16 protein-coding genes, 1 tRNA gene and 1 pseudogene are annotated in these 23,893 nt (G+C 73.7%); 8 read left to right on the forward strand and 10 right to left on the reverse strand.

The features are described 5' to 3' along the window. Positions 1-6 precede the first annotated feature (6 nt). The 3 genes from tpg (at position 7) to OO62_RS13400 (ending at position 1,912) form a co-directional block, all read left to right on the forward strand. Positions 7-564, forward strand: a complete 558-nt coding sequence (gene tpg / locus OO62_RS13390; protein WP_033267561.1) for a telomere-protecting terminal protein Tpg — start codon at positions 7-9, stop codon at positions 562-564. A gap of 474 nt (positions 565-1,038) precedes the next feature. Then, positions 1,039-1,779 (forward strand): VOC family protein, encoded by a 741-nt coding sequence (locus OO62_RS13395; RefSeq protein WP_033267562.1) that lies wholly within the window; start codon positions 1,039-1,041, stop codon positions 1,777-1,779. A 57-nt stretch (positions 1,780-1,836) separates the two neighbouring features. After that, positions 1,837-1,912 (forward strand) — tRNA-Trp (locus OO62_RS13400). A 124-nt stretch (positions 1,913-2,036) separates the two neighbouring features. On the opposite strand, the pseudogene OO62_RS41710 reads toward OO62_RS13400, so the two are convergent. Next, positions 2,037-2,810, reverse strand: a pseudogene (locus OO62_RS41710) (HIT family protein); the annotation flags it as partial. Next, on the reverse strand, positions 2,744-3,205 hold the full coding sequence (locus OO62_RS13410; RefSeq protein WP_234386246.1) for an ATP-binding protein: 462 nt from the start codon (positions 3,203-3,205) through the stop codon (positions 2,744-2,746). The pseudogene OO62_RS41710 and the gene OO62_RS13410, both read right to left, overlap by 67 nt. A gap of 456 nt (positions 3,206-3,661) precedes the next feature. Here OO62_RS13410 and OO62_RS13415 point away from each other — a divergent pair, with 456 nt between their 5' ends. Then, positions 3,662-4,879 carry an AI-2E family transporter gene (locus tag OO62_RS13415; protein WP_078617150.1) on the forward strand — a complete coding sequence of 406 codons (1,218 nt, stop codon included), beginning with the start codon at positions 3,662-3,664 and terminating at the stop codon, positions 4,877-4,879. Between the two features lie 53 nt (positions 4,880-4,932). On the opposite strand, the gene OO62_RS13420 is transcribed toward OO62_RS13415, so the two are convergent. The 6 genes from OO62_RS13420 to OO62_RS13445 form a co-directional block, all read right to left on the reverse strand. Next, the gene (locus OO62_RS13420; RefSeq protein WP_033267565.1) at positions 4,933-7,794 is read right to left on the reverse strand and encodes a condensation domain-containing protein; all 2,862 of its coding nucleotides are present in this window, start codon (positions 7,792-7,794) and stop codon (positions 4,933-4,935) included. Beyond that, positions 7,784-9,739, reverse strand: coding sequence for a non-ribosomal peptide synthetase (locus OO62_RS13425; RefSeq protein ID WP_051733109.1), 1,956 nt, complete (start codon positions 9,737-9,739; stop codon positions 7,784-7,786). The genes OO62_RS13420 and OO62_RS13425 overlap by 11 nt, the downstream gene beginning before the upstream one ends. Before the next feature lies 1 nt (position 9,740). Continuing rightward, positions 9,741-11,669, reverse strand: coding sequence for an amino acid adenylation domain-containing protein (locus OO62_RS13430; protein ID WP_033267566.1), 1,929 nt, complete (start codon positions 11,667-11,669; stop codon positions 9,741-9,743). Further along, positions 11,669-14,851, reverse strand: a complete 3,183-nt coding sequence (locus OO62_RS13435; RefSeq protein WP_033267567.1) for a non-ribosomal peptide synthetase — start codon at positions 14,849-14,851, stop codon at positions 11,669-11,671. Before OO62_RS13435 ends, OO62_RS13430 begins: the two co-directional genes overlap by 1 nt. 195 nt (positions 14,852-15,046) lie before the next feature. Then, complete coding sequence (locus OO62_RS13440; RefSeq protein ID WP_033267568.1) at positions 15,047-16,405, reverse strand: condensation domain-containing protein; 1,359 nt, start codon at positions 16,403-16,405, stop codon at positions 15,047-15,049. 207 nt (positions 16,406-16,612) lie between these two features. Continuing rightward, complete coding sequence (locus OO62_RS13445) at positions 16,613-18,004, reverse strand: MFS transporter (RefSeq protein WP_078617151.1); 1,392 nt, start codon at positions 18,002-18,004, stop codon at positions 16,613-16,615. A 379-nt stretch (positions 18,005-18,383) separates the two neighbouring features. On the opposite strand from OO62_RS13445, the gene OO62_RS13450 reads away from it, so the two are divergent. The 3 genes from OO62_RS13450 (at position 18,384) to OO62_RS13460 (ending at position 21,186) form a co-directional block, all read left to right on the forward strand. After that, positions 18,384-18,656, forward strand: coding sequence for a hypothetical protein (locus OO62_RS13450; RefSeq protein WP_033267569.1), 273 nt, complete (start codon positions 18,384-18,386; stop codon positions 18,654-18,656). Between the two features lie 170 nt (positions 18,657-18,826). After that, the gene (locus tag OO62_RS13455) at positions 18,827-19,153 is read left to right on the forward strand and encodes a hypothetical protein (protein ID WP_234386247.1); all 327 of its coding nucleotides are present in this window, start codon (positions 18,827-18,829) and stop codon (positions 19,151-19,153) included. A gap of 266 nt (positions 19,154-19,419) precedes the next feature. Next, positions 19,420-21,186 (forward strand): M28 family peptidase, encoded by a 1,767-nt coding sequence (locus tag OO62_RS13460; protein ID WP_033267571.1) that lies wholly within the window; start codon positions 19,420-19,422, stop codon positions 21,184-21,186. Between the two features lie 120 nt (positions 21,187-21,306). Here OO62_RS13460 and OO62_RS13465 read toward each other — a convergent pair whose 3' ends face one another. Further along, positions 21,307-22,608, reverse strand: a complete 1,302-nt coding sequence (locus tag OO62_RS13465) for a glycosyl hydrolase family 28-related protein (protein WP_051733112.1) — start codon at positions 22,606-22,608, stop codon at positions 21,307-21,309. A 38-nt stretch (positions 22,609-22,646) separates the two neighbouring features. On the opposite strand from OO62_RS13465, the gene OO62_RS13470 reads away from it, so the two are divergent. Further along, on the forward strand, positions 22,647-23,375 hold the full coding sequence (locus tag OO62_RS13470; RefSeq protein WP_033267572.1) for a CDP-alcohol phosphatidyltransferase family protein: 729 nt from the start codon (positions 22,647-22,649) through the stop codon (positions 23,373-23,375). 58 nt (positions 23,376-23,433) lie between these two features. Here OO62_RS13470 and OO62_RS13475 read toward each other — a convergent pair whose 3' ends face one another. Then, positions 23,434-23,862: an FAD synthase family protein gene (locus OO62_RS13475; protein WP_033267573.1), complete on the reverse strand. Its 429-nt coding sequence runs from the start codon at positions 23,860-23,862 to the stop codon at positions 23,434-23,436. Between the last annotated feature and the right edge of the window lie 31 nt (positions 23,863-23,893).

Raw genomic sequence — 23,893 nt, forward strand, 5'->3', positions numbered from 1 at the left:
GCCGCGATGGGCATCATCCAGGACAGCCTCGACAAGGCCGCGGAGCACACCGTCACGCGCCCCGCCCCCCGATCCGGACCGGCGCAGATGCGGTTCCTGGTCAAGACGGAGAAGGGCTCCACCCGAGCGGTGGCCGAGCTGCTGGGCGTCTCCCAGCGTACGGTCGAGCGGTACGTCAAGGCACAGCTCAAGCGGCCCCGCCCGGAGCTGGCCGCCCGTATGGAGCGCGAGGTGCGCAGGCGCTGGCAGCCCCGGGTGCGGGAGCGGGCGCGGAAGCGGGCGGCGACCACCGGCGGCATCGTCATCGAGACCCGCGCCCGCTTCGGCTTCACGGCCGCACCGGGCAGCACCGACGACGGCCGCATCCGCCTCATCACCCAGGCCCTGCCGCCCCGTTACGCGGCCCGGCTCTTCGACGCCGAGAGGGCCGGAGCCACCGAGCAGCAGCTGCGGGACATCGCGGCCGAAGGTCTTCAGGAGATCTACTTCAAGGACCGCGGCCGCCGCGCGGACGGCCTCCAGGTCGAGTTCACCGACATCGAGTACGTGGAACTCGACTACTGACCCGGCATTCGGAGGAGCGCGTTGATCTCTGTTTGTGACTGAGCGCTTCAATTGGCCGGTGAGCGCATGAGTTGGCCGCTCATAGCGCTGAGTCCTTCGTGTTCGTTGCTTCGTGGGCTGCTTCGCAGTCGCAGTCTCCGTCGTGGCCGGGTTCAAGTCGGCAGAAGAACCAGTAGGGCAGGCCCGTCAGGTGGGGCGGGTGAAAGCGCCGGTCACAGTAGGTTTCACTCCAGTGATCGGTGCCCCGCTTCGCCATCAGACTCACTCCTCACAGAGATGCGGGCCTGCAAGAGACGCAACGCCCATGCCGGAAGGATGCCAGATCGAAACGCTCGCCCCGCGCGGTGAGCGTCCGGCGAGCGGCTGACTGTTAACCTGCCCGCTCTCGCTCAACTGGCCAACTGAAGCGCTCAGTCACACTGTTTGGCGACGATGGGGACGTCGTTGCGGAGCGGGGTGCATAGGATCGCCGGCATGGCACTGCGACCTGTTCAGGTGAACATCAAGGCTCTTGACGACTCGGCGGTCGGCCGGTTCTGGGCGGAGGCGCTCGGCTGGGGTGTTTCCAGCGAGGGGCCCGGCGTGACCAACGTTGAACCCACCGGCGGCTTCGTGTGGCCGGACGCGGTCGCCGTCTGCATCGACGTCGTTGCCGTCCCGGAGCCCAAGACGACGACCAAGAACCGGGTGCACCTCGATCTCGCCACCACTTCTGCGGCCCATCAGGCGGAGTTGGTCGCGCGCCTCCAGGCTCTCGGTGCGACGCCCGCCCAGGTGGGCCAGGGCGACGTGCCGTGGACGGTGCTCGCCGACCCGGAGGGCAACGAGTTCTGCGTGCTGGAGCCTCGGGAGATCTACCGGGACACCGGGCCGATCGCCGCGGTGGTGGTCGACTGCGCGGACCCGCGGGCCATGGCCCGGTTCTGGGGTGAGGCGATCGACTGGACCCTGCACGAGGTGACCGACGAGCGCGCGGTGTTGCGCTCCGCCAAGGGGGTCGGCCCGTATCTCGAGTTTCTCCGTAACGGCGTGAAGACCGTGCCGGACCGCGTCCATCTTGACCTGCTGCCGTACCCCGGTGACGACAAGGCGGCGGAGGTGGCCCGGCTGCGGGCCCTCGGTGCCACCGACCTCGACCTCGGCCAGGGTGACGTCCCGTGGACGTGCCTGGCCGACCCGGAGGGCCACGAGTTCTGCGTCCTCGGCCGGGCCTGACGCGGAGCCAATATCGGTGGAGCGCGGCGGACGGGTGTGCGAGGCTGACGGAGCCGAAGGGGTGTAGCTCAGAGGCCAGAGCGCCGGTCTCCAAAACCGGATGCCGCAGGTTCGACTCCTGTCACCCCTGCCATGTTTGACGTGCCGTCATGGACGCGTGTCGTGCCGGCCCTTGCGGTTCCGTGCGGGATCAGTGCGATGTGCAGGTGCCGCGGTGTCGTGGTGTGGGTGGCCGGGGCGTCCTGGGACGTGGAGAGGCTCAGGCCGTGCTGCGCCTCCGCGGCGAGTTCCGCGGCGCGGCCCATCGTGGCGGCCGTGATGACGGGGTCGTCGGTGGCGTTGGCCACGTGACGGCGCGGGATGACGAGGACGTGCCCCGCAGTGGCGGGCTGCGGCGGCTCCACCGCGACGGCGTCGTCCCATGCGCGGACCAGGGTCGCCGGGGCGCGGCCCGCCACGATCAGGCAGAAGCCACAGGTCTCGCTGACCGACGGGTCGCGGTGGATGAACGGCCGCGCCAGGTGCCGGTGGCGGACATCGGCCGGGACGTCCCGCGCGGCGAGCCAGTCGCCGACGGCCTCGGAGACGGCGACGGCACGGTGCCGTCCGTACCAGCAGTGGACGTGCAGGTGCACGGGCAGCTCCGGGACCCGGGCCGCGAGGAGAGCGAGCACGTCGTGCCCGGTCTCCTCGACGATCCGGGCGGCCTCGGGGCTGCCGAGCACATGGTCGCGCACGGCGGCGTCCAGGCCGGTCAACGGCACCAGATCACCGGTCTCCGCGAACGCCGCCGGGTCCCACAGCCGGTCCGAGACGTCCAGGAGCAGCGTGGCGGCGGGGTGCCGCGGAGGGTCGTTCCAGCGGGCACCGTACGAGGTGATGACGACTCGGGGCGAGGGTGGGGTGAGCACAGCAGCTCCCGGGGCGAGCCGGCCGTTCGGGCCGCGTCGACGAGCGGACGCGGTCAGCCTACGGGGTGCCGGCGGCACGGCAGCAGCGCATGCACGGTCTTGCCGTGCGGCGTGAGGCATACGGAGGTGGCGAGGGCGAGTTGCTGGACCATCGGCCAGCCGAAGCCGCCGCTGTCGCCGTCGACGTCCGGGACGCGTCCCACGGGCGGGGAGGTACTGGAGTCGCTCACGGCCACCGCGATGGCGTCGCCGCAGACGGCCAGGCGCACCGAGCACGAGGGGCCGCGCGCGTGCCGTACCGAGTTGGTGACGAGTTCGCAGACGACGAGGACCACGGCGTCCGCGGCGCTCTGCTCCACCGGGGGATGAAAGCGCGTCAGGAACCGGTTGGCGGCGTCCCGTGCCATGGCCGCCGCCTGGGGGCGGCAGTCCAGCGTCAGCAGGTCCGCCGGCGGTGTCGTGCCCGGCCGCAGATCCGTCGTCCCGGCGCGGGTACTGCCCGTCATACTGCTCATCCGCTTCACCTCGTTCGTGTCGGACACGGGCGACGAGTCAACGCCGGGTGAGGAACCGGCGGGCAGCGACACGCTCGCCCCGAAGAGCCACATTCAGGTGTTCGGCCACCACGTCCGGGCGGCCGGGCCGGTGCGCCGGGTGGTGCCCGGGCGCGCCCGGCGGCGTGAGCGCGGGCGGTCGGGCCCGTCGAGGGCCGGAGGGTCCGCCGGGCGACGCCGGCGGGATGGGGCCGGATGCTGTTCACGCAGTGTGATGTCCTTCTGTCGACTGACTGCCATGCAGCGTCTGGCCGACGCGCTGACCTGCGGAGTGATCTCGCCCGGTCGCAGTGCCTTTCTACCCCTGTCACACTGCGTCAATCCCGTGGCGGGGGGCGGTCCATGGCCGCGTGCCTTCGGGGGAATGCGTGCGCTGCCGCGTTCGAAGGCCGCCCGTGGGGGATACCTCGTCTTGGTATGCGAAATCGGTCCGGCAGGCAGCGGGGTCCTTCGTCCGGCGCTCACCGGGCCGGGGCCTCGCGGAACACGCACGGCGCGCTGCGCAGGTACGGCGGGCGGCGCGCCGCGGGCGGGCGTCGCCCGGCGGGCCGGGCGGGGACGCGGAGGCCGGCGAGCGGGGGCGACGTGGTCGTACCGGCACTGCGGGTGGCGGCGGCGTACGGATGGCGCCTGATCGTCGTCGGCGTGGCCGTCTACGCGGTCTTCGTCGCGCTCGGGCGGTTCCACCTGGTGACGCTCGCGCTGTTCGTGGCCCTGGTGCTGACGGCCCTGCTGGGGCCGCCGATCAACCTGCTCCAGCGCCTGATGCCGCGCCCGGCGGCGGTCGCCGTGGCGCTGGTGGGCAGTGTGGTATTCCTCTTCGGGGTGCTGAGCCTGATCGGGGCGACCGTCGCCGGCGAGTGGCAAGGGCTGCGCCGGGAATTCAGTGGCGGCGTGGCCAGGATCGAGCGGTGGCTCCAAGGGCCGCCGTTCCATCTGCGGGACGGGACCCTGGCGCATCTGCAGGAGTGGGTCTCGCGGTTCGTGTCGAGCCACCGCGGGACGGTGATCAGCACCGCGCTCAGCGGGGTGGACCGCCTGGTGGAGGTGCTGACGGTGGTGGCGCTGGCGCTGTTCTGCGCGGTGTTCTTCCTGCACTCGGGCGACCGGATGTGGCAGTGGTTCGGCGGACAGCTGCCATCGGCCGGGCGGCCCTCGGTGCATCTCGCCGGACGTACCGCGTGGACGACCTTCACCGGGTACACCCGCGGCATCGTGGTGGTGGCCGCGACCAACGCCGTCCTCGTCGGTGTGGCGCTCTTCGTCCTGGGGGTGCCGCTCGCCGTCCCGCTGGCCGTGCTGGAGTTCTTCGCCGCGTTCATCCCGCTGGTCGGCTCGCCCGTCGCGCTGGCGGTGGCGGCCGTGGTGGCGCTGGCGGCGAAGGGGCCGGTGGTGGCGGCGGTCGTGGTGCTGCTGATCGTGGTCATCGGCCAGTTCGAAGGGCATGTGCTGCACCCGCTGGTGATGAGCCGGGCGGTCAGTCTGCATCCGGTGGTGGTGGCGCTGGCGGTGGTGTGCGGCGGGGTCACCGCGGGGGTGCTCGGCGCGATCGTCGCCGTACCGCTGGTCTCGGTGCTCTGGGCCGTCTACGGCGCGCTGCGCACGCGCCGGGGCTCCGTCGTCGCGACGCGCTGAGCGTGGCTGCGATCCCACCGGAATCGCAGCCACGCGGTGAGCCCGAGGGGACGTCAGCGCTCCGGCGAGGCGCCGGTCATGGCCGTCAGGACGGCGCGCCGGTCCTCGCCCGGCCCGGGGCGCAGCGGCCGGGCCAGCCGGTCGGCGCGGTAGTGCCAGTGGTGGTCGAGATCCGGGTGGACCTCGTCCGACTCGTGGATCTCGCTGCTGCTGCCGAGGAGTTCGGTCAGGTCCGTGGCGAGGTCCTGCCAGGCGACGTGCCCGCTCACGGCGTTGGCCACCCCGTGCACCGGCGCCTCCAGGCACGAGACCACCGCCCGCGCCAGTGCCGCGGCGTGCACCCAGGCCGCGCCGTACCAGTCGTGGCCGCGGGCGCCGGGCCGGGGCAGGACGAGCGGCCGGCCCTCGCGCGCGGCCTGGTAGAGCAGACCGGTGGCACCCCAGCGCAGCTGGTCACGCAGCCGGTCGTGCGGACCCCACACCAGTGGCGAGCGGACCGCGCTCGCGCCGCCCCGGCCGCCGGTGCCGGCCGCCCGCAGCAGCAGCGCCTCGCAGTCGAGCTTGGCCCGGCCGTACGGGCTGAGCGGCTCGCGCGAGGCGGACTCCTCCGCCACCGTCCCGGCCTCGGGGTGCCCGTAGGCGTCCACGCTGCTGACGAAGGTGAAGGGGCCGTTGGACCAGGCGTCGACCATCGCTGCCATCGCCGCCACATCGACCTCGGGCCGGGTGAAGGTACAGGCGGCGTGGATGACGGCGTCGGCGCGTCGCACGGCCGCCCGCAGCCCGTCCAGGTCGGAGAGGTCGCCCTCGACGACGTCCACGCCCTCCGCCGCGACCAGATGGGCGGACTCGGGGCGGGCCAGCGCCAGAACGGGACGGCCCTGGGCGGCGAGTTCGCGCAGCACGAAAGCGCCGACGCCGCCGGTGGCCCCGGTGACCAGCACCGTGCCGGCCCGCGCCCGTACGGGCCGGGCGGCCGTCTTGGCGGGCGCCGCGGCGCGCTGGGCCGCCCGCTCGTCCAGCAGGGCGGTGACCGCACGGGGAGTGCGCGCCTGGAGGATGTCCAGGCCGGTCAGCGGCAGGGTCAGCGCCCGGCGCAGCCGTTCGGCGAGCTGGACGGCGACGAGCGAATGGCCGCCGAGGGCGAAGAAGTCGTCGTCCGGGGCGGGCGTCCGGCCCAGGAGCGCCGCGAAGCCCGTCCGCACCGCCTCGGCATACGGCCCCTCCGGCACGGACCGGGACGGCATGCCGGGCAGCCGCGCCGGGTCGACCGCGCCGTCGGCGTCGCGCGGCAGGGTGTCGAGCAGGGTCACCGCGGCCGGCACCAGGTCCGGGGCCAGCCGGTCCCGCAGATGGGCGCGCAATGCGGCGGGGGAGGGGCCGCCGGTCGCCCGCAGCACCGCGTACGCGAGCAGCGGTCCGCCGGCCGGTGTCGCCACCGCTGCGTCGGCGACCTGGGGGTGGGCGCACAGCAGCGCCTCGGCCGGGTGCGTGCCCGGGTCGGTGCGGGGGGCCGGTGCCGCGCCCGGAAGTTGGGACAGGCGCAGGGCCGGATCGCCCGCGACCGCGGTGAGCAGCGCGGCGTGGGCCGCGCCGAGGGCGGTGGCCGCCTCCTCGTCGAGGGCGGCGCGGCGGTACTGCACCAGCGCGGCCGGCCGGTCGGTGTCCATCAAGGCGAAGGACAGGTCGAACTTGGCCTCCCCGAGGCCGACCTCGACGTGTTCGCCCTCGGTCCCCGGCAGCCGCAGTGCCGTCGGCGCCCCGAGGACGTCCGCGGTCACCCGCACCAGCGCCGTCCCGTCCGCGCCGCGCGCGGTGGCGCCGAGGCGCTCCAGGATGCGGTCGAACGGCACCTCGCGGTGGCGCTGGGCGTCGAGCATGGCGTCCCGCACCCGTTCCAGGAGCGTGCTGAAGGCCGGGTCGCCGGAGGCGTCGACGCGCAGCGGAAGGGTGTTCACGCACAGCCCGACCAGGCCACGCATGGCCGTGCCCCGGCGGTGCGTACCGGCCACGCCGATCACCAGGTCGTCCTGGCCGGTGCAGCGGTTCAGGCTGGCGAACGCCGCGGCGAGCGCCACGGTGAACACCGTCGCGCGGTGGCGCCGGCCCAGCTCGCGCAGGGCGTCCGGCACGGCGCGGTCGAGCGGCGCGGTGTGCGTCCCGGCGGGCCGGGCGTCGGCGTCGGCGGGCGGGCGGACGGGGGCCGGAAGCCGCGGCGGAACGGCGCCGTCGAGGCGGTCGGCCCAGTGGCGCAGCCCCTCGGGCGCGTCGCCGGCCCGGTGCTCGCGCCGCGCGAAGTCGGCGTACTGCGGCGGCTCCGGCAGCTGCGGCCCGGAGGAGCTGCCCGGATCGGCCGCCGCCGCGTAGAGCGTGCCGAGCTCCTCAGCCACCGTCTCCAACGACGGTCCGTCCAGCGCGATGTGATGGAACGTCAGCATTACGGTGTGGTCCTGCGGCGCATGCCGTACGACCAGGGCGCGGGGCAGCGTCCCGGCGGTCAGGTCGAACGGGCGACGGGCCTCGGCCACCAGCAGATCCCCGGCGTCCGCCGCGTCGGCCGCCACCACGCGCACCGCGATGGCCCCGGGCGCGGCCAGTACCTCCTGGTACGGCTCGCCGTCGCGCTGCCCGTAACGGGTGCGCAGGATCTCGTGGCGGCGTACGAGCGAGGTCAGCGCGGCGGACAGCGCGTCCACGTCGAGCGGACCGCGCAGCCGGGTGGCGAACGGCACGCTGTACGAGGCGCCACCGTGGCCGAGCCGGTCCATCAGCCACATCCGGCGCTGGGCGTGGGAGAGCGGAACGGGACCGTGCTGCCCGGCGTCGGTGCGGGGCGCGGGTCGGGCGGCGCGGGCGCGCGCCCGGCGCAGCAGCTCCTCCTGGCGGGCGGGAGCGGTGAAGCGGTCAGTGGTCATCGGTGTTCTCCGGTGCGTACGGGCGCGGTTCGGGGTGCGCGGCGAGCAGCGCCCGCTCGACCAGTGCGGCCTGGTCCGCCACGGTGGGGGCGGTGAAGAAGTCGGCGAGGGACAGTTCGACACCGAGTTCCTCGCGGAGGTCGTCGGTGACGACCAGCGCCAGCAGGGAGTGGCCGCCCAGGGAGAGGAAGTCGGCGTCCGCGCGGGTCACCTCGCGGCCCAGCGACCGGCTCCACAGGTCGGCGACGGCCTGCTCCAGCGGCGTCAGCGGACCGGCCGGCGCGTCGGCGGTGTCCGCGGCGAGCAGATCGGTCAGTGCGCGGCGGTCGACCTTGCCGGACGCGGTGAGCGGCAGGTCGTCGACCACCGTCAGCTCGTCCGGCACCAGCGGGCCGGGCAGGACCGCGGCCAGCCGGTCACGCAGCACCTCCGCCCGGGGCACCGGGCCGGGCGCGGCGACGACGAAGGCGATCAGACGGGCGTCGTCGGGGGAGGGGCGGTGCACGGTCACCGCCGCGTCGGCCACCTCGGGCTGCTCCCGCAGCGCGTGCTCGACCTCACCGGGCTCGATCCGGAAGCCCCGCACCTTCACCTGGTCGTCGGTACGCCCGTGGAAGTCGAGGATCCCGTCCGGGCGTCGCGAGACGACATCGCCGGTCCGGTACAGGCGGCCCCACGCGGGATGCGTGGTGAAGCGCTCGGCGGTCAGCTCCGGCCGTCCGGCGTAGCCCAGCGCCAGCCGGCTGCCGCCGACCCACAGTTCGCCGCGCTCGCCGTCCGGGACGGGCCGGCCGTCCTCGTCCAGGACGTGCGCCGTCGCCCCGGCGATCGGCCGGCCGATGGGCACCTGTCCCGCACAGTCCGCCGGGGTGACCCGGTGGGCGGTGGCGAAGGTCGTCGTCTCCGTCGGGCCGTACCCGTTGACCAGTTCCAGCCAGGGGAACGCCCGCAGCACCTCGCCGGCGTGGTGGGCGGCCAGGGCCTCCCCACCCACCACCACGGTGCGCAGCGGCGCGAAGATCCGGGAGCGGCGCACCGCCAGCTGGTGGAAGAGCGCGGTGGTGAAGAAGGCCACGGTGACGCCGTGCCGCTCCGCCTGCTGCGCCAGGTCCTCGAACGAGGGCCGCTCCACGGTGCACACCACCACCGCGGCGCCGTTGGCGAGCGCGGCCCACACCTCGAACGTCGAGGCGTCGAAGGTCATCGGCGAGTGGAACAGCACCCGGTCGCGGGAGGTCAGGGTGAGGTAGCCGGGGTCGGTGACCAGCTCGGCGATCCCGCGGTGGGCGAGGGCCACGCCCTTGGGCCGCCCGGTGGAGCCGGAAGTGAACATGATGAACGCCGCGGCGTCCGGGGCGGGTTCGGCGGCCGGCACCGGTGCCGGGACGGCGTCCGGAAGCAACCGGCCGGCCGGGGCCCCCGGCTCGTCGTCCTGCCATGCCTCGGAGAGCGGCGCGTCGGGCAGCACGAGGGTCGCCCCGGCCGGCGCGACCGCGTCCAGGAGCTTGCCGTCCCCGACGGTCAGCGTCACCCCGGCGTCCTCGATCAGCGCCTCGGTACGGGCGCGCGGATGCGCCGGATCGAGCGGTACGCACACCGCGCCCGCCCACCACAGCGCGAGTTGGGCGACGACGGTACGGGCCGAGCGGGGCATCAGCAGCGCCACCGCGTCACCCGGGCGGACGCCCTGCCGGTGCAGATGCCCGGCGAGGGCGCGGGCGGCACCGACCAGCTGCCCGTAGGTCAGCGTGGCGTCGCCGTCCGCCACCGCCAGGGCGTGCGGGGCCCGTTCGGCATGCCACGCCACCAGCGCCGGCAGGCCGGCCGCGGGCCCGGGGCGCCCGCCCTCCGCGAGGGACGGGGCGGGCTCGCTCGACAGGGTGCGTTCGGTGGGCACGGGGCTTTCCTTCCAGGTGGCGTCGTGCGGGGCGGAAACGGTGGTCATCTCAGGCGCCCCCGGACGTCGGGGCCGCGCGCCGGGCGTCGACCAGGGCCGCCACCGCCCGCAGGTCGGCCTGGCGCAGCAGTTCGGGGGCGCGCAGCCGCACCCCGCTCTCCCGCTGGATGGCGGCCAGCAGCCGGGCGGCGGCCAGTGAGGTGCCGCCCACCGCGGTGAAGTTGTCCGCCAGCGTGGTCTGCGGACGGGCCAGCAGGTCACGCACCGTGCCGAGCACCAGCCGCTCCCCGGCGGTGGCCTCGTCGCTCCCGGCCCCGTCCGTGGCGGCGGCACCGGAGCCGATGTCCTGTGCGGACTCCCGGCGGAGCAGCTCCGCGCGGTCCACCTTGCCGTTGGCGTCCAGCGGGAAGCCGTCGACGATCCGTACGGCCGAGGGCACCGCCTGCTCGGGCAGCCAGGCCCGCGCCACCGACAACAGGGCGTCCGCGGCCGGAGCGGCGCCGGCGGCCGGCCGCACGTACGCCACCAGGTGGGTGTGACCCTCCTGGCCACGGGGCGCCACCACGACGGCGCTGCGCACCGCCGGGTCCTGCTCGAACGCGGCCTCCACCTCCGCCGGTTCGATCCGCACCCCGCTGACCTTCACCTGGTCGTCGAGCCGGCCCAGGAACTCCAGCCGGCTGTCCGCGCGCATCCGCACCCGGTCCCCGGTGCGGTACAGGCGGTCCACGCCCGGCAGCGCGACGCCCTCGGGCGGCGCGGTGAAGCGGCGCGCGGTCAGCTCGGGATCCAGGTAGCCGAGCGCCAGGCAGCGCCCGCCGAGGCACAGCTCGCCCTCCTCGCCGCGGGCGACCGGGCGGCCGTCCGCGCCGGTGACGACGACGGCCACACCGGGCACCGGCGTGCCGATGGGCGGCGCGCCCTCCCCGCCCGCCTCGGGGTCCGTGCCGCGCATGGCGTACGAGGTGACGAGGACGGTGGCCTCGGCCGGCCCGTACGCGTTGTGGACGGTGGCGGTGACGTCCGGGCCGGGGCGGCGGCGCATCCGGTCGCCGCCGACCGTCAGGTGACGGAGCGTCAGCCCGCTCGACCAGGGCCGGTCCAGCAGCGGTTCGACCATCGGTGTCGCCGCGACCGCCACCGACACGGCGGCCTCGCGCCACCACTCGGTGAGCACCTCGGCGTCCCAGCGGACCGCGTCCGGAGCCGGCACCAGCGCCGCCCCGGACGTCAGCCCGGCCCACAGCTCCAGCACGTGCGGGTCGAACGCCACCCCGATGAGCAGGGAGTGCCGGTCCCCGGGGGCCAGCCCGGTCTCGCCGCGGTACCAGTCGAGCAGCGTGCCGAGCGCGTCCTCGGCGACCGCGACGGCCTTGGGTCGGCCGGTCGAGCCGGAGGTCAGCACCGCGTAGAACGCGCCGGCGGGCGCGGTCCGGCGGTCCTCGGCACCCCGCCCGGCGAACGCCGCGACGGCCGCGGCGGGAGCGTTGACGCCCGCCGTGGGCAGCGGCAGCTCCACCTGGTCCGCCGTCCGGTACCGGGTGGGCAGCCGCCCCGGCTCGCCGATCAGACAGACCACGGCCAGGTCCTCCGCGACGGCGTCCACGCGGCGCTCACCGGGCTGCGGGCCGAGCGGCAGATAGACCGCGCCGAGCCTGGCCAGCGCCACCGCGGTCACCACGAGCGCGGCCGAACGGTCCAGGCACACGCCGACCAGGTCCCCGGGCCGGACCCGGTCGCGCAGCACGTCCGCCATCTCGTCGGCGGCGGCGGCGAGTTGCCGGTACGTCCAGGTGCGGTCCCCGTCGAGCACCGCGGGGGCCTCGGGCGAGCGGGCGGTCCACTCCGTGAGGCGGGCGAGTACCCCGCCGGCCGGGCCGGGGTCGGCGCCGAGCGCGATGCTGAGCGGGCCGGCCTGCGGTGCGGGGCGGGTGGTGGTGCCCGCCGCGGGAGCGGGGGCGGTCTCGGTCGGGGACATCAGGACTCCGTCACAGTGGTCGTAGCGGCGGGGGCGGGCACGGCGGCGACGGCGGCGAGCGCGACGGCCTGGTCGGCGAACACCGGGTTGCTGAAGAGCAGCCGCAGCGGCGGGCGCGCGCCCAGCGCCGGCTCCAGCCAGGCGGCCAGCTGCGCGGCGAGCAGCGAATGACCGCCGACCCGGAAGAAGTGCGAGGCCGCGTCGAAGCGGCGGTGGCCCAGCACCTCGTGCCACCCGTCGGCGAGCAGCGCGGCCAGCGGACCGTCCGGCAGCGGGCCCGCACCCTCGGCAGGTCCGGCCGGGACCAGCGGCGCGGACGGTGCCGGCGCCGGGGTCCGCTTGGACAGCGCCACCCGGTCGGGCTTGCCGCCGGCCAGCCGCGGCAGCACCTCCAGCCGCACCCACTGCCCCGGTACCAGGGCGCTCGGCAGCCGGCGGCTCAACTCCGCGTGCAGCGCCGGTTCGTCCCACTCCGCGTCGCGCTCCGAGCCCTCCAGGAAGCCGACCAGCCGGGGCCCGCCGGGACCCTCGCGGTCCAGTACGACGGCGCAGGAGCGGCCGTCCAGCACGGCCGAGGCGGCGGCCTCCACCTCCTCCAGCTCGATGCGGTAGCCGCGCAGCTTGACCTGGTTGTCCCGGCGCCCCAGGAAGTACAGCAGCCCGTCCAGGCCCCGGTAGCCGACGTCACCGGTCAGGTAGACCCGCTCACCGCCGAGCGCGTCGACCGTGACGAACCGCGCGGCGGTCGCGTCGGGATTGCCGACGTACCCCTCGGCGAGTCCGGCACCGGCGATGGCCAGCTCGCCGACCGCGCCGTCCGGCAGCGGCCGGTGCGCGGCGTCCAGCACATGGACCCGCTCGCCGGGCAGCTCGGTGCCGAGCGGGATCTCCGCGCCCTCGGCGAGCCCCTCGCGGCTGATCTCGTGGACGGTGGAGCTGACGGCGGCCTCCGTCACCCCGTAGACGTTGAGCACGGTGGCCTCGGTGTCGGCGAGGAACGCGCGCATCACCTCGGCCGGGAGGCGCTCCCCGCCGAGCACCAGCAGCCGCGGCGTCCACCGGCCGTCGCGCAGCGCCGGGGACATGTCCTCACGGGTGGCGAGGAAGTAACTGGTGGGCAGGTTCGCCACGGTGACCCGGGAGGCGGCCAGCAGTGTGGTCAACTCCGCGCCGGTGGGCACCTCGTGCTCGGGAACGACCAGGCACGCCCCGGCGTACAGCGACGGCAGGACCTCTTCCAGGGCCACGTCGAACGACGGCTGGGCGAACAGCAGCACCCGGTCGCCCGGCGCCAGACCGAACCGCTCGGCCGCGCCGGTCAGATGGTTCTCCAGCGCCCCGCGCCCGACGGCGACCGGCTTGGGTATGCCCGTCGAGCCCGACGTGTGGATGAGGTACGCGGCTCCGGGCACCACGGCGGCGTCCCGGGCCGGCGGGAACGCCGGGGCGTCGACCGGGGCGGTGGGGAGACCGGCGGGGACGGACGGGGCGGCGTCCGCGGAGGTCAGCACGAGCGCCGGGGCCAGCCGCTCCAGCAGCAGCGCGAGGCGGGCCGGCGGGTCCGACGGCGACAGCGGGCAGTACACCGCTCCGGTCCGCAGACACGCCAGCAGCGTCACGACGGAGTCGGCCCCGCGGGGCAGCACCGCGGCCACCGGCAGGCCGGCCGTCACCCCCGCCGCACGCATCCGCTCCGCGAGCGAGGCCACCTGCGCGTCGAGGTCGCCGTAGGTGATCCTGCGGGCGCCGACCAGGAGCGCCGGGAGCGCGGGGTCGTGGGCGGCGGCGGGGTCGAGCGGGTCGCGGTCCTGCGTCCGGGGCTCGGGAGCGGCGACGGCGGGCACCGGCGGCAGCGCCAGGTCGGCGAGGGCGCGGTCCGGCGCGTCGAGATACGCCCGCAGCAGATCCAGGAACCGCTCGGCGAGCAGCGTCGCCACGTCCTCGCCGAACATGTCCGCGTCGTAGTCCCACACCAGCGTCATGCCGGCCGCACCGTGCCGGGGGCCGACGCCGCGCCGGTCGTCGGGCAGCAGCACCACGTCCAGGTCGAAACGGGTGGTGCCGGTGTTGAACCCCTCGAACAGGGTGATGTCCAGCCCCGGCACCTCGATCTCGGGCAGCTCGGCGTCGTGTGCGCTGAACATCACGCTGAACAGCGGGTTGTCCGCGCCGGAGGTGTGCATGCCGAGCGCCCGGGTCAGCTCCTGGACCGGCACTTCTTGGTGCGGCAGCGCACGGATCAGGGTGTCGGTGACCTCGTCCATGGACTCCTCGGCCGGTGCGGTCGGATCCAGCCGCAGCGCGAGCGGAATGGTGTTCACGAACATGCCGACCGCGTCCTCGAACCCGCGCGGGCGGTTGCCGACCGCGGTGCCGATGACCATCCGCTCGCGGCCGCTGTGCCGGCGCAGCAGCTCGGCGAACAGCCCGAGGAGCGTGGCGAACGGGGTCAGACCGCGGTCGGCGGCGTGCTCCCGCAGCCGTACGGCCAGGTCCGCGCCGATCGACTGGCGCAGCTGCCCGCCGTGATGCCGGCGCCGCGAGCCGGGCCGGGCCAGCCCGGGCAGCGGCATGTCGTAGGACATCTCCCGCAGTTCATCGGCCCAGAACGCGAGGCCGGCCCGGCGCTCCTCCTCGGCGGCGGGGGCGTCCGCGGCGCGGACGTGATCGGCGTACGAGGACGCCGCGGGCAGCTCGACGGGTGCGCCCAGGACGTGGCCCCGGTAGACGGTGAAGACGTCGCGCAGCAGGATCGCGAAGGAGTGGCCGTCGTGGATCAGATGGTGCTCGACGTGGATGAGCCGGTGCCGGTCCGGTCCCAGCCGGACCAGGGTCCAGCGCAGCAGCGGCGCCTCGTAGGTGTCGAGCGGGGTCTCGGCCTCGGTGCGCAGCAGTTCCTCGAAGGCGCCGTCGGGGTCGGTCGCACCGCTCAGGTCGACCGTGTGCAGCCGCGGCGCGCAGCCTTCGGCGACGCGCTGGCCGGGCACCGCTCCGGGGACGGCCACGAGCTCGAGCCGCAGACCGGGGTGCCGGTCGAGGGCGGCGGCGAGCCCGTGGCGCAGGGCCTCGGTGTCGAGGGTGCCCCACAGGTCGAGTGCGGCGGTGAAGTTGTAGGCGCGGCTGCCCGGTTGCACCTGTTCGTGCAGCCAGACGATCTCCTGCGAGGAGGAGAGCGGAAGCATGGGCGGTCCCTGATGAGGTGGTCGGATCGGGGTGGACGGCCGGGCCCGGTCGGGCCCGGCCGCGGGTTGCGGACCGGCCGCGGATCGCGCGGCGGGTCGGCGGGGTGCGGTGTACGGGGTGGTGCTGTGCCGGGCCGGCCCGGTGGGAGCCGGCGGCAGTGGGTTGGGCTTCGGTGCGGGCCGGCGGCCGGGGCGTCAGCCGGTGGTGAGGGCCGGGGCGCGCAGGGCGTCGGTGAGCGCGGCGAAGGCGTCCTCGGCGGCGCCGTCAGAGTGCACCGCGCGGTCCCACACCATGCGCAGCGCCAGTTCGGGCCCCTGGGTGACGGACACCGCGAACGGGCCGCGCACCGGCCTGCCGTCGATGTGGAACTCCCGGCCCGGCACGCCGCCCAGGCGGAGCGCGGGACGTCGCCGGGCGTCGTCCACGGTCAGCAGTCCGTCGAGCCGGCCGGTCCAGGCGGAGCCCGCGGTCCGCGCCGCGTGCACCACCGTGTCGAAGGGCGCGGCCGCGTGGTCCAGGTCGTCCCACCAGGCGCCGGCCGTCTCCTCGGGCGCCGCGGGGGCCGCCCCCGTGGCGGTGGGGAAGACCACGGTGTTCAGGAAGCAGCCCAGGACCGGCGCGGCGCCGGGCGGGCGGCCGCCCCACGGATAACCGAGCGGCAGCACATGGGCCTTCCCGTAGAGCACGGTCGCTGCGGCGCGGCAGGCGTCGAGCAGCTGGGGGAAGGACGTCCCGGTGTCCGGTGCGGGGATCCGCCGCTCGGCCGAGCCGCTCGGCAGCGCGTCGGAGGCGGCGGCCGCCGGCCGTGCCGGCTGCTGCGGGGGCACGGCGGCCCGTTCCCGGACCGCGCGGAGCCGGTCGCCCCAGTACGCCAGGGCCGCCGGTGAGCCCGCGCGGTCCTCCGCGTCCAGCTGGAGCAGCACGGCCTCCCGGTAGGCGTCCAGTTCGGCGGCGACGTCGGTGGGTGACGGTTCGTCAGCCACGTGCCCCGCGGAGGCGTAGGCGGCGCCCAGCTCCTCCACGATCCGGGCCAGCGACTGGCCGTCGCACGCGGTGTGCTCCAGTACGACGGCGAGCACCTCCTGCGGGCCGTCGGGCCCGCCCGGCGCGGTGCCAGGTCCGTCCGGTGCCCGGTCCGGCCCGTCGGGGACCAGGAACAGCCGGAGCGGCGCGCCCTCGGGGCTCCAGTCGTGCAGCACCCGCCGTACGGCCGTGGCCGCGCTCTCCCCGGGCGCCGGCGCGACCCGCACCACCGGTACGTCCGGCCGGGTCAGACGGAGCACCGGCGTGCCCCGCAGCACGTCGGGCCGGGCGCGCAGGACGGGGTGGAGTGCCGCGAGACGGCGGGCGGCCGAGGCGAGACGCCGGAGGTCCACCGTCCCGCGTGGGAAGGAGAAGAACATCGGCACGAGGTCCGGCCGGCCGGCCGGGTCCATGGACCGCACCAGCACGAAGCGACGCTGAGCTCCGGTGACGGGCAGCACGTCCGGCGTGCCGCCGTCGTCGTGGAGCCGGCGGAAACGGGCCAGGTACTGGCTCGTGATGCTGAGCACGGAGACCTCTCTGTAGGAGCTGACCGGGAGGAGCCGACCGCTCTGTCGGTTGCGCACCGCGCCCTCGGGAGGCCCGGGGCGGAGTCGGCGGCGGGCAGGAGTGGGGGAGTGCAGGACTGCCGGCGGAGGACGGGCGGCAGGCGGGACGGCCCGTGCCGGCCCGGCGGGTGGCGCGTTCCGGGCGGCGTCAGGACCGGCGCGGGCGGGTCACCGGCCCGCCACCGGCAGCGCGGCGTCCCCGTCGGGATGCGCCTCACCGGAGGGCGCCGTCTCGTCCGCAGGGGCTTCCGGGCCCTTCTCCGGGTCCGTACCGGCGCCCGCGTCATGGTCCGTGCCGGTCCCCGAGTCGTAAGGGGCATCGGGCAGTTCACGCATCCTGCGCAGGGGGGAGAGCAGCAGCGGCAGGGGTACGGCGAGGAACCCGGCCGCGCACCACACCAGCGCCACCCGGGCCCCGAACGCGTCGGCCAGCGCGCCGCCGGCGAGTGCTCCGAGGGGCAGGGTGCCCCACATCACGAACCGCAGGGTGGCGTTCATCCGGCCCAGCAGCCGGGGCGGGCACAGGGTCTGGCGGAAGCTCACCTGGGCGACGTTGTAGACGACCGCCCCGAAGAAGACCACCCCGGAGCCGAGCGCGAACAGCAGCGCGCCCGCGCCGGGCCCGGACAGCGGCCACAGCAGCGCGAAGGGGCCCGTGACCAGCGCGGACAGCCAGATGAGCCGCGCCCCGCCGAGCCGTGCGGCGAGCGGGCCGGCGCACAGCGCGCCCGCCAGTCCGCCGATCGCGGCGGCGGACAGCACCAGGCCGACCGCGCCGGGAGCCAGCCCGAGCACCCGTACCAGGAAGACGGCCTGAGTGGCCATCAGGACGGCGCTGAAGAGGTTCGCCAGCCCCGTCGCTGTGGCGATCACCCGCAGCAGGGGGTGGCCGAACACGAAGCGCAGGCCCTCGCCGACCTCCTGGCGCAGCGAGGCGCCCGGTACGGGCTGCGGGCGGGGCTCGGGACGTTTGATCCGCCACAGGAACAGCGCGGAGACGGCATAGCCGGTCGCGTCCGCCACGATGGCCAGCGGAGCCCCCAGCAGCTGCACCAGCCCGCCGCCGATACCGGGGCCCGCGACCTGCGCCGAGGAGCGGATCGTCTCCAGTGCGCCGTTTCCGGCGACCAGTTGCTCCTTCGGCAGCAGCTGCGGCAGGAAGCTCTGGTGGGCCACGTCGAAGAAGACCGTGGCCACGCCGGTGATCAGGGCGACGACGTACAGCTGGGCCATCGTCAGAACGTCCGCGACGGCGGCCAGCGGGATGCTCGCCATCGCCACGGCCCGCACCACATCGGCCCGGATCAGCAGCGGCAGCTTGCGCATGCGGTCGACCCAGGCCCCCGCGGGCAGCCCGACCAGCAGGAACGCGGCGGTCTCGGCGGCGGTGAGCAGCCCCACCTGAAAGGCGGGGGCGTGGAGCTGGAGGACCGCTACGAGGGGCAGGGCGACCAGGGTCACCTGGGCGCCGAGCTGTCCGGCGGCGGCTCCGGCGAGCAGGAGGCGGAAATCGCGCATGCGCAGCGGGCCGCTGGTCGCGGCGCGGGGTCTGACGGGCATGGCGATGACATTCCGGTACCGGCCGATCGGCAGTCAAAAGCCAGAGGGCACTTTCGGTCGGTTTTCTTCACCATTTGCGCACACAGACCGGAAATTTTCCGTCAGATCCTGGCAACCACCGGATGACGTACCCCCGCTGCGCCCCGGTGCGTGGCAGGTCCGCCGCCCGTCTCCGCTCACGATCCCCCCGGACCGCACGCAGCGTCACGGTCCGCATCCTGACCGAAAACAACCATCGATGTCCGTTTATGAACCGAACGGATCGGTTCATCCGCTATGCGGTTCGATGCGGCGCCGGCCCGCCGGCGGCTGGTCCTTGTTGCCCGGTCTGTCCCGTGGCGAATTGCGGCCACCACCCCGGACCGGGCACCCTTGCGCCATGTCACATGTGAGGCTCGAAGCGTGGATCGGCGGGGAGTGGCTTGAGGTGGGCGCGGTAAGTGTGGCCCTGACGGGGTCGGCGCTGACCCTCTCCTTTGAACGCCAGCGGACCGAATCCGGGTACCGGAGCCTCATCTGGGAGCCGCTGGAGAACTTCCTGCGCGAGTACCGCGAGGAACCGATCGTCGTCGTTCCGCTGGGACGCAACCTCCCCGTCATGTTCGGCCCCGGCGCCGCCGGCCCCTTCCGCCTGTCGGAACTCTCTTCCTGAGTCGCAGCGCCTGTCGCCCGGTGACCTCAGGGTTATGGATGGTTCACCGGTTCGTCCGGATGAGGCAAAGCCGTTCATGTCGGCGGATTTTGCAGCGCTTTGGGGTGCATTGTCGGTTTCGTTCGGCTCAGAGCCGGACGGGAATGACAAGGCAGAAAGGCAGGACCTCGATGACTGCATCGTCGATGGCTGAGTCCTCGATGACCGGAGCGTCGTCCACTGGCGGACTCCGCCGCGCCCTGGCGATGGGCGCGGCTGCCGTCGCCCTCGCCGGAGGTGTCCTCTTCTCCGCGGCGGCCACGACCTCGGCCGCACCGCGGCCCGACGGCGAAAACGTGGCGACCCAGCAGATTGACCGGGGAGAGCGGTGCCATGTGCTGCACCGGCACTGGACCCGCGTGTGGCACCCGGCCTGGAAGGACCGGCACGGCAAGCGGCACCCCGGTTACTGGACCAGGGTCCTGCACCGGGCGCACCTGGTCTGCCGCAAGCACTGATCTGACCGGCCGGCAGTTCGCGGGCCCCCGAGCCGTCCACCGGCTCGGGGGCCCGCCCGCTGCCGGCCGAGTGCCCGGATATCGGGCACCATCTGCTGCTTTACGACAAACACCGCGCCATGCAGGGACATCCGTTGACGTCAGGGTCATCAGGGTGTGAGGGTACGGCCGCTCGGGTCATGAACATGTCGTTCACAAGACGCCGTCACGGCCCGGCGTTCCACCAGAACCTCCACCGGCAGCATTCGCCACCCCCTCAAGGAGCCATGGTGTTACGAAGACTCATGGTGGCCGGCATATCCCTGGTCGCCACCCTCGGAGCAGCAGGACTGACCGCAGCCCCCACAGCCTCGGCCGCGCCCCAGGCGGCCCCGGCACCCGGCCCGCTCGTACGCGCGATATCGGCGCCCGCCGCCGACGCCCCGGACGTCGATGTGACCAAGGTCCAGGCGCATCTGACCGAACTGAACGCCGTAGCAAGCCGCAACGGAGGCACCCGCAAATCCAGCGGACAGGGCTACCGGGACTCCGTCGCCTACGTCAAGAACAAGCTTCAGGCAGCCGGATACACCGTCACCGAGCAGCCCTGCACCAGCGGCTGCGCCACCGGGGCCGGACCGAACCTGATCGCCGAGTGGCCGCAGGGCGACACCGCCAAGGTCTACATGTTCGGCTCGCACCTCGACAGCGTCGCGGCCGGCCCGGGCATCAACGACAACGGCTCCGGCTCGGCCGCCCTGCTGGAGACGGCACTCACCCTCGCCGAGCACCACCCCGCCATGGCGGCCCGGGTGCGTTTCGGCTGGTGGACGGACGAGGAACAGGGCCTCAACGGCTCGGACTTCTACGTCAACTCCCTGTCGTCCGCCGAGCGTACGAGGATCAAGGCGTACTACAACTTCGACATGATCGCCTCGACCAACGGCGGCTACTTCATCAACCACCTCACCTCCGCCGCCGCCCAGCCCATGAAGGCGTACTGGGATTCGCTCGGCCTCCAGCCGGAGGAGAACACCGAGGGCGCCGGCCGCTCGGACGACTACTCCTTCGAGCAGGCCGGGATCCCGACCTCCGGATACGCCATGGGCGCCAGTGCCCGGAAGACCGCGGCGCAGGCGGCGAAGTGGGGCGGCACCGCGAACCGTGCGTACGACTCCTGCTACCACCAGTCCTGTGACACCACCAGCAACATCAACAGCACCGGCCTCAACCGCAGCGTCGACGGCATCGCCTCCACCCTGTGGAAGCTCGCCGTCACCGACTCCACACCGGCCAACGACTTCTCGCTGAGCGCCAGTCCCGCCGGCGGCACCGTCGACCCGGGCACCTCGGCCACCACCACGATCGCCACGGCCACCACCAGCGGGTCCGCCCAGACCGTGCAGCTGTCGGCGTCGGGCGCCCCGGCGGGCGTGACGGTCTCCTTCAGCCCCGGCTCGGTGACCTCCGGCAACAGCTCGACCATGACGGTCGCCACCGCCGCGGGCACGGCCCCCGGCAGCTACCCGCTCACCGTGACGGGCACCGGCTCCGTCACCCACACCGCCACCTACACCCTGACGGTCCGGGGTACCGGCAGCTGCAGCGGTCAGCAACTGCTCACCAACGGCGGTTTCGAGACCGGCACCTCGCCCTGGACGGGCGACACCGGCGCCATCGGCTCCCATGCCGGCCAGTCGGCGCACAGCGGCAGCCGATTCGCCTGGCTCGGCGGCTACGGCTACTCCGCCACCGACTCGATCGCCCAGACCGTGACCGTGCCCGCCGGCTGCGCCAAGGCCACCTTGACCTACTGGCTGCACATCGACACGGACGAGACGGACCGCGTCGCGTACGACACCTTCAAGGTCAAGGCGGGCAGCACCACGCTGACCACCCTGTCCAACACCGACGCCGCAAGCGGCTACGTCCAGCGCACCCTTGACCTGACCCCCTACATCGGACAGCGCATCGCCCTGACCTTCACCGCCACCGAGGACTCCGGTCTCCAGACCAGCTTCGTCCTCGATGACGCCGCCCTCCAGGTGAACTGACCCGAGGACCGGAGGGACGGACGCGTACACCACGAGCCCGTCCCTCCGGTTCTCCCCGCGCCCGTCCCTGGAGTCCGCCGCCACAGCGTCCGGCATCCCACGCAACGCCCTCCCCGCCCGTCAGGACCCCAGACAGTCGACGAACCTCACCCGGTCGCCCGCCCCGTCGATGAAGTCCCGCGGGGAGTGGTTGCGCAGCAGGCACATGTCGTAGCGGGCGCGCGGGCCGGTACCGTCGCCGTCCCTCTCGTAGTGGTGCTGCCCGGACAGCTGACACGAGTCGTAGCGCACCAGCGGCCCCCGGGCCCCGATGCGGTAGCGGTGCGGACGGGTGTCCGCCGCGAACGACTTGAAGGCGTGCGCCGTGTCGTCGCAGTCGTTGAAGTGCACCGTTCCGCTGTCCCAGGCGCAGTCGATCACCACGGTGTCCGGGTCGCGCACCTCGAAGCGGATGTCCTCGGCATGGAAACGCTGTACGGAGTCGTGGTGCGGACCGCGCGGGAAGCGGAAGAAGGTGCTGGTGCGCCCATAGTCATCGGTGTCCTCCGGGCGCCGGCCGGTGACGATGTACGAACCCCCGCGGCAGGTGATGGAACCCCCGTAGGGGAACTCCAGGAAGTTCCCCCAGGCGTATTCGACCTTCATGTCGTTGAACCAGTAGTTGAGGAACTGGTCCTGCTGCGGCCGGTCGGCGGACTTCTCCGACAGCCCCGAGTACAGGAACGCCTTGCGGTACGCCCCGCCGACCCGGCAGGCGTCCCAGCGCATCTCCGAGTTGGTGTTGCTGCCGTCCAGGGCGAGCCCGTACGTCCACTCGCCGGTCCACTCGCACGCGGTGAAGCGGTAGTCCTGCGCCTGACCGGTCGAGTACGAGTAGAAGAACGAGGCACCGGGCGTACCCGCCGCGAAGGCCATCTGCTCGAACATCACATTCGCCCAGCTGTCCTCGTTGCGGCACAGATAGGCGTCCTCGGCGTGGGACGGGGCGAAGATCAGCTGCGTCATGCGCTTGCCGGCCCCGCGGAACCGCAGGCCGTTCGCCTTGAGCTTGCCACCGGGAGCGTCGAGCAGGGCGTGCGGCTGCTTGATGAGGTAGGTGCCGGCCGGTATGTCGATCACCGTGCGGCCCACGTGGTCCCACACCCGGCCGGCGGCGCGCGCGTAGGCGCGGGCGAACGCGCGGCTGTCGTCGGTCCGGCCGTCCCCCTTGGCGCCGCAGTCCGCCACCACGTCGATGACGTCCTTGCCCTTGGGCTTGTGCCCGGAGACCACCGGAGCCTTCGCGTCGTCGGACGTCCCGCCGGCTCCGGCGGGCGACGCGGACTCGCAACCGGTGAGCGCCGTCGCCAGGGCGGCTGCCGCTCCCGCCACGACCGACCGGCGGGTGGCGGCGCCGTTTGACGGAGAGATCCTGCCTGCCATGATGTTGCTCCTTCGGGGGCCGTTCACAGGTGGGGGATATGAGCCAGTTCGGATATGCGATCAGAGAACTCTCGGCGGCCCAGAAATCCGCGAAGGGAGTGTCCCTGTACTCGCGGTATGTGAATCGTCCGGCCGGCCGGGTGCTGGCCGCCGCCGGCTACACCGCCAAACTGAGGCCCAATCACATCACGCTGATCAGTGCGGCGTTCACCTTCGCCGGTGTGGCGATGATTGCCGCGCTGCGACCCACACCCGCCGCGGCGCTGGGCATTTTCGCGGCGCTGGTCATCGGATTCGCCCTCGACTCGGCCGACGGACAACTCGCCCGGCTGACCGGCACCGGCAGCGCCGCGGGGGAGTGGCTGGACCACGTGGTCGACTGCGCGAAGATGCTGGCGATCCACATGGCCGTACTCGTCTCGTTCCACCGCCACTTCGGATTCTCCGACCCCGTCCTGCTGTTCGTCCCCGTCGCCTTCCAATTCGCCGCGGTGATGGTCTTCTTCGGCGGCATCCTCACCGAACAGCTCAAGCGGGCCGAACGGCTGCGGAACGGGGAAACCGGCCCGGCGTCCGCCGGGGTCTCCACGCTGCGCTCGGTGGCCCTGCTGCCGGTCGACTACGGGGTGTTCTGCGCGGTGTTCCTGCTGTTCGGCAGCCGCGACCTCTTCGTGGTGCTGTACTGCGTCCTGCTCGCCGCCCACGTCCTTTTCATGGTGGCTTTTCTCGTCAAGTGGTACCGCGAGCTGTCCGGCCCCGGCCGCTGAGGGCCGGGAACGGGGCGCGGCCGCGGCGGCCCCGGAATTCCACCGGGGCCGCCGCGGATCACGCCGAATTCGCCAGCCCGTCGAGCGCCTGACGCAGCAGGGTGCTCGACGTGTGCACGGTGTACGGGAAATAGATCACCTCTACGCCGACCGTCGCGAAATCCCGTTCGAGCTTGTCGCCCTTACTTGTTCCCCGCCAGTCGTCGCCCTTGAAGATGACGTCGAACCGCACCTGCTGCCAGGTTTCCAATTTGTCGGGCACCGTCTCCACGAACGCCGCGTCCACGAAGCGGACACTGCGTACGATCTCCAGCCGCTCGGTGAGCGGAATGACCGGCGCCTTGCCTTTCGCCTGCAGGGCCATTTCGTCCGAGACGACACCGGCCACCAAGTAGTCGCACTGACTCCTGGCGTGCCGGAGAATGTTCAGATGCCCCACGTGGAAGAGGTCGTAGACCCCGGGTGCATAACCTACTCGGTGCGTCATTTACCCCCCACTGTTCACCCCCGCTGGTCAG

This window comes from Streptomyces lydicus, from assembly GCF_000717345.1.
In the GTDB taxonomy this organism is placed as follows: domain Bacteria; phylum Actinomycetota; class Actinomycetes; order Streptomycetales; family Streptomycetaceae; genus Streptomyces; species Streptomyces lydicus.